A 7,289-nucleotide genomic window follows, 5' to 3' on the forward strand; every position below is an offset into this window, starting at 1 on the left:
GAAATATGTTCGAGTATGTCCAGTCAAAACCGTTCGTTTCATTTTCCGAGACCCCACTTGCACCGGGGGATCTGATCTGGCTGCACGGCGATATCGCAGCCGCGGACCACGCGTTTGCGACCTCGGTAATCAGGGGAGCGCTTGGGCTTTCGGCCGCTCCGGCGCCCCGCCCGACGGGCCGGCTCGTCGTGGACGTAGAAACCATCGATATGGGCACCACATCGTATCCCGATTGGGGCTTTGCATACCGCGTTACCGTGCATCGCTGGGGATCGCCCCAGCCGAGGTTCACGAATGCGGGAACGTACATGTTGACGAGCGGGGACATCGGCGGCGGGCCGCAACGCCCCCAGTCCGAGTACGACGACATCCGACGGCGGAGGAGTATCACCCGTTTTTTGCGACGGGCTGATGTAAGAACGACGTGGGCGACGATACCTGCGGACAGCGTTTTGCCGGCGGGGACTCAAGTTTTGACCCGCCGAGGCGAGGTGGTGCAGATCGACGCGATCACGTCTCAATTTGACGGCGGCATCGTCGCGTATGACCCAACATCTGTTTCCCCAATCGGGGCTGAACACAAGGGGCATGAAATGTACAACACCATCACCGTCACCAAGTCCGTCGACAGCGCAATCAAGCGCGTGCCCCATCAGCGCCGTCCGGCAGCGGACCATGTCCTGTTCCTCGGCGGTGACGACGTCGAAATGCGGCTTATCGCCGAGACGGCCCGCTCCGCCGGGGCAACCGTGGTGGACGGCAAGTTGCCGTGGGGTGCCAAGGCGTCGGATTACGCCCGGCTTCTGGACCGGCTGGCCGAGGCGGCCACGCTAGGCATCCCCCACAAGGTGCCCGTCCTCGTCGAGCTTGAGCTTGACCGCGACGTCCCGGCCGGCGCCATCATCATCGACCACCACGGCGCCCGTGCGCACGAGCCCGCATCGATCTTGCAGATCTGCGAGCTGCTGAGCGTGCAGGCCACCAGGTGGCACCGGCTCGTCGCGGCCCATGACGCAGAGTGGTATGCCGGGCTGATCCGGCTTGCCGCCACCCCCGACGAAATGGCCCGGATCGCGGCGATCGATGCCGAGTGCCGCGGCCTGACCGCAGAGCGCATTGCCGAGATCGACCGTGCCATGTCGGCCCCGGTCGAGATGGCCGGCGGCACCCGCGTCGTCAGGATGGCGCACTCCAAGACCGGGCCGGTGGGCGACCGGATCGCCATGGCCGCGATCGCGGCCGGTGCCAAGTCCCCTGCCGATTTCCCGGCATACATCGTCGTCAGCGATGACGGCGAGATCAATTACAGCGGCGACGGGATGATGGCCGCACACCTCCACCGCCTGTTTCCGGGCGGCTGGGCCGGCGGCGCCGGCCTGGGTGATGCCGGAGGCGGCGCCTATTGGGGCAGCACCAGCGCCGATGCGGCCGACGTCCTGTCGATCCTCTCGGCCCTGTTGCCCGAGGACGTGGCCCATTACGCCGCCCACGGCGCAGCCTGACCACACCACCAGCTTCCGCGCCGCTGACCACCAGCGGCGCGGCCCATATGGAGGCTGCCATGCTCTTGCGCACCATCCGCCGACGCCCGCGCCTGCGCCACCTGATGCGCAGGATCGCCGGCACCGCCCTTACCCTCTGCGCCGTCGGCACTGCCACCGGCGCCGTTGCCGGCGTGGTCGCCCTCACCACCCGGCAGCCGATGGACTGGGTCGCGGCCCTGTCCCTGGCGGCGGTGATCCTGGCCATTGTCATGCTGGTGGCGCTGGTCGCCATCGATGTCATCGAGGGGGACGAGGCATGACACCCGCCGAGCGATTTGCCGTCTCCCTGCCGTCCGAGGCCATCCGGATTGCACTGGACGATCTGGCCAGGGTTGAGGCCGACGACCGTTACGGCATCGACATGTACCAGTGGCACAAACCAACAGATGGCGGCTGCGTTGTTTGTCTGGCTGGCGCGGTCATGGCTACCTCACTCGGTGCCCCAGTAAGGGATTTCTTGGTTCCAGGTGACTTTGCAAACCGCCAGATCAAGGATCGGTTAATAGCGCTTGATTATATAAGGGGCGGTTTGCTTTCTAGCGCGATGGGTATGTTTGCGGACATTAATGCCACCGGCCCACACGACTGGGGCACGGCCATGTATATTACAAACCAGTGCTCAGTTTTCGTGCCCGAGTATGAGGATGATCCGGTGGCTTGGCGGACAGCCCTTGTGGCCGTGGCCGACTATCTCGCCGCCAACGGCCTATGAGGGGGCATGTTCCGATGACCGCATCCTCGACCGCCCGGTATCGGGCCATCGCATCCACACCCGATCGCGGCGTGATCGCCGCGACGTCGGCCTCCATCGCCGAGATGGCACGGCAGGATCTGCACCGCATCCTGCTGACATGCAGTGCCGCGTCAGATCCCGCCGCGCGCACCGCCCGTGATGCTCTCACGCTACTCGCCCCTCAGACACAGGCCGGCGGCAGCAATGCCTATCGGCAGGTGCACCGTGAGGGCCTGCACCACGTCGTCATCACCATCTGCCGGTCCGATTATACCGGCGAGGGATTGACACCCCATGACCAGAGGAGCCCGGATCATGTCTGATCTCGCACCCGCCGCGCCCACCTCGATTGCGGCACCACCCCACATCCCCGGCGCCGAGCGAGACCTTGTCCGACTGCTCGCCGGTATCGAAGACGGACAGTTCGCCGTCGACGCAACCACGCTCATGCGTGAGCTGCAATCGGTCATGGCCCAGGCGGCCCTGACCGCCAAATCGGTCAGCGGCGAGCTGACCGTCAAACTCAAGCTCAAACAGGAGGGTGGCGTCGTCGAGATCAACGCCGACGTCGCCATCCGCAAGCCCAAGCTGCCGCGCGCCAAGTCCGTGCGCTGGCCGCTGCCCGGCGGCGGCTTTGCGCAGAGCAATCCCGCGCAGATGGACATGCTGCGCCCGGTGACCACCGGCCGCGCCGCGGCCTATGCCGATTGAGGATCGCCACCTATGGATAGATTAATGCAATTTTTTGCATACGCTCATCTGTCAGCGCACCTGCAGTCGGTGAGCCGTCCCTTTGCCGACTTGGCAGAGATGATTGTTGACACACTGCCAGCAAATCCGGAGCGCACTGTCGCGCTTCGCAAGTTGCTGGAGGCCAAGGACTGCGCCGTCCGGGCGTCATTGTACAAGGATAACTGATCCCTTCGGCTTCCGCGCCGCTGATCACTGGCGGCGCGGATCACACAGGAGGCCACCACGTGGCAGACGACACCATCATCCAGGGTGACGCCCTGACTATCCCTGGCAATGTCGCCGAGATCGCGGCCTTGCAGGAGGATATCTCCAACAGGCGCTTGCTGTCGTTGGATAGTCCGGACCTGCTGGCGCAGGCGCAGATGATCGTCCTCAAGGGCGCGGGCGGATCGGACACCCTCACCTCCCTCAAGCGCTATCGCGACGAGGTCGCCGCGGCGCCGCTGCGTCTCAAGGGATGGACGACGCTTACCACTGTCGGGTCGCTGATCGCCCATATCCTGCGCTATCGCCAGCCCGACACCACGCTGTATGCGTCGGTCGATGCCGACGGTCTCACGGCCAGCCTGACGGCAATCTACAATGAGGCAGGCCGCCATGGCTATGAGCCGGACCTGTCGGCGGACGACGACCAGCAGGCGGCCCTGCGCAAGATGATCGGTGCCACCGCCCTGGTGGCACCGGCTGACGCGCCGGTGTTTGCGGGTTGGGGCGACCACACCGTGTCCTACCCCTATCCGGTCAGTCCGGAGTGGACAGCCTGGTACAAGCTCCACAAGCGCTGCCGCGCGGCCCTCGACGGCACAGGCCAGGGCCTCACCCAGGAGGACCTGGCCGAGTGGCTGTCGGATCATGCCATGGACTGGGCGATGGTCGACGGCCAGACGTCAGACCCGATGATCGACGACTGGGTCGCGTCACTCGCAAGCCAGGGAGCTGCGATCGCCAAGCCGTCGCAGCTGATGGCCCTCAGCCGCGGGCTGACGATCAACGTCGACACCAAGGTCACCTCCGGCGTGCGGCTTGAGACCGGTGAGGTCCAGCTGACCTATGAGACCGAGCACAAGGGACCGGCCGGGGGCACCCTCACCATGCCGCGCTATGCGGTCATCCGCATCCCGGTGTTCGATCACGATCCGATGATGCGACACATCGGCGTTGATATCCGCTATCGCATCGCCGGCGGCAATATCCGCTGGTACCTGCTGCTGCACCGGCCGGACATGGCCTTTGTCCTCGCGGCCCGCGCCACTGCCCAGCGCGCGGCTGAGGCCACCGGCGTCCCGCTCTATTATGGCGCGCCGCCGCAGGCTTCGGCGCGCGTCTGATCAGCTCCCCGGCGCGCGCCCGCGGATGACCACGCCTCCCATCCGATGACCGGGCCCGCGCCCACCTGCCCCGCCGGGCATCCTCCCGGCTCACGCCGCCCGGCGGGGCCTTGTCTCATCCCAAGAGGTACGGATCATGACCGAGATTGCATCCCGCACGGCTGAGTGCTCCGAGGACGAGCGCGGACGGTGTCGCGATACCTGCATCAAGCAGATCACCGACGCTCACGCCAGCCGGCGCGCATATATCGCACTGAGCATCGACCAGGATAAAAAGGCTGATATGACGGCCCACAGCACCACCGCCGAGACACTGTATCTCGTCGGCGTGGCGATGATCGGTCTCCAGCGTCGTCTGCCGGACCATATCGGCGACGCGCTGGGGCGGGCGCTGGCCACGGCCCTTGGGAGCTCACACCAAGTGTCGGCTGACGACATCGGCCATCTGCTCTTGGCTCTGGCCGACGCCACGAGAGAGGTCGACATGGCAGAGCGGGAGCGCGCCCATTGATCGCGCTTGCTCCCATCACCTGGCGCGGCGCGCCGGTGCCGGTGATCACCATGTGGTCCGGTGAGGCCGATCTGCGCAAGCCGCGTGTGTTGCGCGAGCGCTGGGGCGGCGACCGGCTGCTGATCATCGACGACGGCGTCGACGCGCCCGGTGTGGGCCGGCCCCTGTTCACCCGCCTCCATCACGGCCGGTGCCGGCGGGTGGTGCAGGCGCGTCTGTGCCAGATCTGCGCACAGCCCCTGGGTAAGGCCTGCATCGCGATCAGCCACGGACGCACCCATGCCGGCCACCCGCTGATCCGTGATGGCTATCCCATGCACGACGCCTGTGCCGGCCGCGCGCTGACGGCATGCCCGGCCCTGCAGCGCGGGATTACCGACCGCAGCCTGCGCTGCTGGCTGGTCCCGACCGGCCAGTGGGCGCGCCTATGGGTCAAGATCGGCATCGCCACCGGCAAGGACGCCGACGAGCGGGTCAATGACATGGTGCGCGGCACCGACGGCCAGATCGTCAGCGGTCCGGATCTTGTGCTGCTCCGCCACACCCCGATGCGCGCCGACGATCTGATGGCGCTCGCGGCCATGGAGGATGCCGGCAGATGATGCAGATGCCGCTGCCGCTCAAATCGACCATCACCGACCAGGGCCGCCTGATCGGCAACAGCGTCTGCCCGTCCGAGGCGGCGGCGCTGGTCAAGGCCAACGCCACACACCTCATGCCTCGCGCCAATCCGGCCGCGATCGCAGCAGCGGAGTAGCAGCGATGGGACAGATCGAGCGCGGCTATAGCGAGGCTGAGGCCGCAGCCATCCTCACCGACCTGGGCTATCCGCTCAGCCCGCGCACATTGGCGCGGCTGCGCGCCAGCGGTCAGATCGGGTATACCCGCCTCAGCCCGCGCCGGGTCAGATACCGGATGTCGGACCTTGAGGCCTATATCACACGAGGACATCCCGTCACATGCCTGTCGCCAGCCGTACCGTCGCAGATATCCAGATCGGCCGCTACCGGCTATGCCGCCGATCCGGCGGCCGGACATGGAGCCTCAGGTGGTGGGACCGCGCCTCTGGCGCCAGCCATCGCCGCAGCCTTGGCCTCACGGATCTGATCGAGGCCCGACTTGCCGCGGCGCAGTATGTGATGGCGGATCTGCGGACGTCGCACTACGAGCACCGAGAGCGGCGCGACGCGCTGCGGGATTTGAGCGCGATCGTCCTGGGCGACGCGCTCAACGCGGCCGAGGACCAAGCGGCGGTTGACACCCTCCGGCAAGACGTCGCACAGATGATCGCCGCTCAGCGCCGCCCCAGCCATGGCGACCCGCGCGACCTCTCAGTGATCGAGGCCCTGGTCCCATACCTTGAGCAGCACACCGACGGCCTGCCGAGCGGTCCTGTGGCACGCATATCGGCGCGTCACCTCCGCGACGTCATCGGGATAGAGGCGACCGTCGCCGACCTCACACCCGCCCGACAGCGCGAGATCATCATGGCCCTTGCCAGACGAGGCCATGCGCCCGGCTACATCTCGCGGACCATGTCCGTCCTGTCGGCGGCCATCGGCCACGCACGCCGGGACGGTGTCATCATGGCGGCGCCGCTGATCACCCTGTCACGCGACCGCATCGCGGCGATCATCGGCGCGCCCGACGAGCACACGCACCGCCGCCTCGATATCGCCGATCTGGCCGCCATGGTCTCAGCGCTCGGCGACACACGCCGGTCCGCCCATCTCCATCGCTATGTCATCCTGGCCCTCAACACGCTGGGCCGGCCAGATGCCGTCTGCGATCTGACCAGAGCACAGATCGACCATGAGATGCGGGTGATCGATCTCAACCCCGCCGGACGTCGGCAGACCAAAAAACGGCGCCCCGTGGTGCCGATGACGGCCACGCTCGCGGCGTGGCTCACCGCGTGGGATGCCGAGGATCAGGATCACAGCCTGCCGCTGGTCTGCCATCGCGGCCGGCCGGTCGCCAACCCCAAGCGCGGCATCCGCTCGACGGCGATCAGGGCCCGGCTCATGGCCGCTGACGACTGGTCTCCGGAGCGGTCTGTCGTCCCCTATACCCTCCGCCGGTCCATGGCCCGCCTGCTCCGCACCCGTGGCGTCCCGCTCGACGATCTGGCGGCGCTGCTGGGCCACAAGTCGCGCGCGCACGGCACGACCGAGATCTACGCCGATGTCGAACCGGCGCAGATGCACCGGGCGCGGACGGCCATCGACGGCATCATGGCTGAGATAGCTGCAAGGGGGGGCCCCATCATGCCCTGTGTGACGACGGGCCAGTCACGGGCCAATGACATACCAACGCATGTGGTTTGATTACGCCACATACGACAAAACCCCCTGGTTTCCCAGGGGGTTTTGATGGTGGGCGCGACAAGGTTTGAACTTGTGACCCCTACGATGTCAACG

General features: G+C 66.7%; 11 protein-coding genes and 1 pseudogene. All 12 read left to right on the forward strand.

Features of this window, described 5'->3' with window-relative positions; genetic code table 11:
• Positions 1-5 precede the first annotated feature (5 nt).
• The 12 genes and pseudogenes from WG924_RS27345 (at position 6) to WG924_RS27395 (ending at position 7,196) form a co-directional block, all read left to right on the forward strand.
• Positions 6-1,502, forward strand: a complete 1,497-nt coding sequence (locus WG924_RS27345) for a hypothetical protein (protein WP_345936210.1) — start codon at positions 6-8, stop codon at positions 1,500-1,502.
• A gap of 59 nt (positions 1,503-1,561) precedes the next feature.
• Positions 1,562-1,804: a hypothetical protein gene (locus tag WG924_RS27350; RefSeq protein ID WP_345936211.1), complete on the forward strand. Its 243-nt coding sequence runs from the start codon at positions 1,562-1,564 to the stop codon at positions 1,802-1,804.
• Positions 1,801-2,256 (forward strand): hypothetical protein, encoded by a 456-nt coding sequence (locus WG924_RS27355; RefSeq protein ID WP_345936212.1) that lies wholly within the window; start codon positions 1,801-1,803, stop codon positions 2,254-2,256. Before WG924_RS27350 ends, WG924_RS27355 begins: the two co-directional genes overlap by 4 nt.
• A 14-nt stretch (positions 2,257-2,270) precedes the next feature.
• Positions 2,271-2,600, forward strand: a complete 330-nt coding sequence (locus WG924_RS27360) for a hypothetical protein (protein WP_345936213.1) — start codon at positions 2,271-2,273, stop codon at positions 2,598-2,600.
• Positions 2,593-2,988, forward strand: coding sequence for a YfdP family phage-associated protein (locus WG924_RS27365; RefSeq protein ID WP_345936214.1), 396 nt, complete (start codon positions 2,593-2,595; stop codon positions 2,986-2,988). The genes WG924_RS27360 and WG924_RS27365 overlap by 8 nt, the downstream gene beginning before the upstream one ends.
• Positions 2,989-3,000: 12 nt before the next feature.
• Complete coding sequence (locus WG924_RS27370) at positions 3,001-3,195, forward strand: hypothetical protein (protein ID WP_345936215.1); 195 nt, start codon at positions 3,001-3,003, stop codon at positions 3,193-3,195.
• A gap of 59 nt (positions 3,196-3,254) precedes the next feature.
• Positions 3,255-4,358 (forward strand): DUF2303 family protein, encoded by a 1,104-nt coding sequence (locus tag WG924_RS27375; protein ID WP_345936216.1) that lies wholly within the window; start codon positions 3,255-3,257, stop codon positions 4,356-4,358.
• A gap of 136 nt (positions 4,359-4,494) precedes the next feature.
• On the forward strand, positions 4,495-4,869 hold the full coding sequence (locus WG924_RS27380; RefSeq protein WP_345936218.1) for a hypothetical protein: 375 nt from the start codon (positions 4,495-4,497) through the stop codon (positions 4,867-4,869).
• Entirely contained in the window at positions 4,866-5,471 is a 606-nt protein-coding gene (locus WG924_RS27385; RefSeq protein WP_345936219.1) for a hypothetical protein, read from the forward strand. The genes WG924_RS27380 and WG924_RS27385 overlap by 4 nt, the downstream gene beginning before the upstream one ends.
• Positions 5,468-5,626, forward strand: a complete 159-nt coding sequence (locus WG924_RS27390; RefSeq protein ID WP_345936220.1) for a hypothetical protein — start codon at positions 5,468-5,470, stop codon at positions 5,624-5,626. Before WG924_RS27385 ends, WG924_RS27390 begins: the two co-directional genes overlap by 4 nt.
• A gap of 5 nt (positions 5,627-5,631) precedes the next feature.
• Positions 5,632-5,805: pseudogene (locus tag WG924_RS28285) on the forward strand (helix-turn-helix transcriptional regulator); the annotation flags it as partial.
• Positions 5,806-5,828: 23 nt separating this feature from the next.
• Positions 5,829-7,196: a tyrosine-type recombinase/integrase gene (locus tag WG924_RS27395; RefSeq protein ID WP_345936221.1), complete on the forward strand. Its 1,368-nt coding sequence runs from the start codon at positions 5,829-5,831 to the stop codon at positions 7,194-7,196.
• The last annotated feature ends 93 nt before the right edge of the window (positions 7,197-7,289 follow it).

The organism is Tistrella arctica (assembly GCF_039630945.1).
Lineage (GTDB): Bacteria > Pseudomonadota > Alphaproteobacteria > Tistrellales > Tistrellaceae > Tistrella > Tistrella bauzanensis.

Excerpts from the sequence above, each read along its gene's own strand:
- WG924_RS27390 (WP_345936220.1), top strand. The coding sequence starts at position 5,468 with ATGATGCAGATGCCGCTGCCGCTCAAATCGACCATCACCGACCAGGGC.
- WG924_RS27370 (WP_345936215.1), top strand. The coding sequence starts at position 3,001 with ATGGATAGATTAATGCAATTTTTTGCATACGCTCATCTGTCAGCGCAC.
- WG924_RS27350 (WP_345936211.1), top strand. The coding sequence starts at position 1,562 with ATGCTCTTGCGCACCATCCGCCGACGCCCGCGCCTGCGCCACCTGATG.
- WG924_RS27355 (WP_345936212.1), top strand. The coding sequence starts at position 1,801 with ATGACACCCGCCGAGCGATTTGCCGTCTCCCTGCCGTCCGAGGCCATC.
- WG924_RS27395 (WP_345936221.1), top strand. The coding sequence starts at position 5,829 with ATGCCTGTCGCCAGCCGTACCGTCGCAGATATCCAGATCGGCCGCTAC.
- WG924_RS27345 (WP_345936210.1), top strand. The coding sequence starts at position 6 with ATGTTCGAGTATGTCCAGTCAAAACCGTTCGTTTCATTTTCCGAGACC.
- WG924_RS27380 (WP_345936218.1), top strand. The coding sequence starts at position 4,495 with ATGACCGAGATTGCATCCCGCACGGCTGAGTGCTCCGAGGACGAGCGC.
- WG924_RS27360 (WP_345936213.1), top strand. The coding sequence starts at position 2,271 with ATGACCGCATCCTCGACCGCCCGGTATCGGGCCATCGCATCCACACCC.
- WG924_RS27365 (WP_345936214.1), top strand. The coding sequence starts at position 2,593 with ATGTCTGATCTCGCACCCGCCGCGCCCACCTCGATTGCGGCACCACCC.